This window comes from Wolbachia endosymbiont of Pentalonia nigronervosa, from assembly GCF_014534705.1.
GTDB lineage: Bacteria > Pseudomonadota > Alphaproteobacteria > Rickettsiales > Anaplasmataceae > Wolbachia.
On record NZ_JACVWV010000128.1, the window covers coordinates 1 to 2,146 of the forward strand.

A 2,146-nucleotide genomic window follows, 5' to 3' on the forward strand; every position below is an offset into this window, starting at 1 on the left:
GAATACCTTGAACTTGACGGATCCAATATTCACGTTGCACAGTATTTAACGCAGCTTCCTCCCAAAGAAATCCTTGAGAAGAGACTAAAAAAGGCTATCACTATAGCACGTGAGAAATACGAACGACTCCAAGTACTAAGTCAGGAAAAGTGAAAGAATGTATGCAAGGAATGAATGCAAATACTGGAAAAAAGTTAGAAGGGTTAGAGCATCTAAAACAATCGATAGCTGATATACTGACCACACCGATAGGCAGCAGAATAATGAGAAGGAATTATGGCTCAAGGTTATTCGAGTTAGTTGATAAGCCTATAAACAGGGATTTTACTTTGGAAATTTACGCAGCAGTGGCAGAAGCTCTACAAAAATGGGAGAGAAGGTTAAAATTAGAAAAAGTGAAAATTAAAGAAGTAAAAGAAGGAAAGGTAATAATTTCACTTGCAGGCGTATTAGAGGATAAATCTATAAATATTAGTGAGGTTGAGATAAATGCAGCTACCAAACATTATTGAGAAATTAAGTTTCGAAGAAATCTTTTCACGGATGAAGGAGGAACTAATCCACCGTGATGAAAATTTTACTGCTTTAGTCGAAAGCGATCCAGCAATGAAAATTATTGAAGTAGCAGCATGGAGAGAACTGTTACTGAGACAGAGAATAAATGAAGCAGCAAAAGCAAATTTACTGAAGTTTGCAGAAGGAACAGATCTCGATCACTTAGCTGAATTTTATGGAGTAGAAAGAAAAGATGAAGAAAATGATGAAAGTTTTAGAAAAAGAATAAAAGCAAAAATAAAAACAGGTGGAAGTAAGGAACATTATAAGTACCATGCACTGTCAGCAGATACAAGAGTTAAGGATGCTTTAGTGGAATCACTGGTACCAGGAAAGGTGCAAATTTCAATTTTATCAACAGAATTATCCACACCATCAGAAGCACTACTAGAAATTGTCAGAAATCAGCTAAACAAGGACGATGTAAGGATATTAACCGATACTATAGAAGTAGTGAATTGCAATATTGTTGAAATAGATATCCACAGTAAAATTAGCATGAGCCCTGTAGTATCAGAGGAAGAAATAAAGAAACAGTTCATCAAAAAGTTTGAAGCAAGCAAAAAGCTAGGATGGAATGTTACAAGGTCATGCGAATTTGTTTGTAGAAGGGGTAGAAAATATAGAGTTGATAGAACCTCAAGAAGACGTTGTAATAAAGGGAAATGAGTGTGCTAAACTGGAAAATTTGAGAGTTGAGTGTGTAAGGAAAAACTGATGTTATTACCACCAAATGCGACAAAACAAGAGAGAGGTATAGTAGAAGCGATAGACTATAAAGTAGATCCAAGCAGCATAAGAGGATTTAAGTTTAATCTTAAAGATGAAATATTGCCATGGATGATAGAAGAGTACGGCCTAGAAGAAATTTTGCTGTGGGTAAAAGACAAAAAGAAGGCTATAAAAGAAGGAGTAGAATTTCAGCGGTTAAGAGGAACACCTGCATCTTTAAAAATAGCTCTGAAATGGGCAAACATAGATGACATTACGATTATTGAAGAGCCACCCGGAAAGCATTTTTTTGAACTGCAAATAGGAATAAAAGACGTACCAAATGACTTTTTTGTGGATGCAGTAGTAGAGTTGGCAAAACTATCGCTTCCAGCAAGATCGCGGCTAATGCGGATTTTTAATAACCTAAATAATGCCCAAAGGTTCATGTTAGATGAAAGCATATTTGGTGACTTACTGTCTGATTATTCAGGGGTAAAAGTAGCAAAAGAAGGACCAATTTGGAAGAAAAAACTCATTTGAACTAAAAATCGCTAAGCCAAGTTTCAAATTTTAGAGCTCATTATGAAAGAAATTATAGTAGTGATTTATATCGTTTAGATGTAGCAATACTGGGAGATACCGAGCCACACACAAAGAACTATAATGGCGTATATGAGAGAAACCATCTTTGGTACAATTTCAAAGCATTATATCCTATCCCACAGCACTTACTTCCACCAATTAAGTTTGCTAAAGCACAGGTGGTATTATCAGATAGTTGGAAGTTGGGAGAAATAAACGCTTGTTTTCCGGTTACGAGTGTAGAAGAAGAAGGAGGTGGGTTGTATTTAAGTGATAACAAACTATCTGAACAAAC

The 2,146-nt window shown here is 35.7% G+C and carries 1 protein-coding gene and 2 pseudogenes; all 3 read left to right on the forward strand.

The window, feature by feature from the left end; translation table 11 throughout:
* Positions 1-161 precede the first annotated feature (161 nt).
* On the forward strand, positions 162-512 hold the full coding sequence (locus IC220_RS07185) for a GPW/gp25 family protein (RefSeq protein ID WP_188153750.1): 351 nt from the start codon (positions 162-164) through the stop codon (positions 510-512).
* A pseudogene (locus tag IC220_RS07190) lies at positions 490-1,273 on the forward strand (baseplate assembly protein). Before IC220_RS07185 ends, IC220_RS07190 begins: the two are co-directional and overlap by 23 nt.
* Positions 1,273-2,146 (forward strand): annotated as a pseudogene (locus IC220_RS07195) (phage tail protein); the annotation flags it as partial. The pseudogenes IC220_RS07190 and IC220_RS07195, both read left to right, overlap by 1 nt.

What these genes read in the sequence shown, in the direction of transcription:
- IC220_RS07185 (WP_188153750.1), top strand. Translation starts at nt 162, where the DNA reads ATGCAAGGAATGAATGCAAATACTGGAAAAAAGTTAGAAGGGTTAGAG.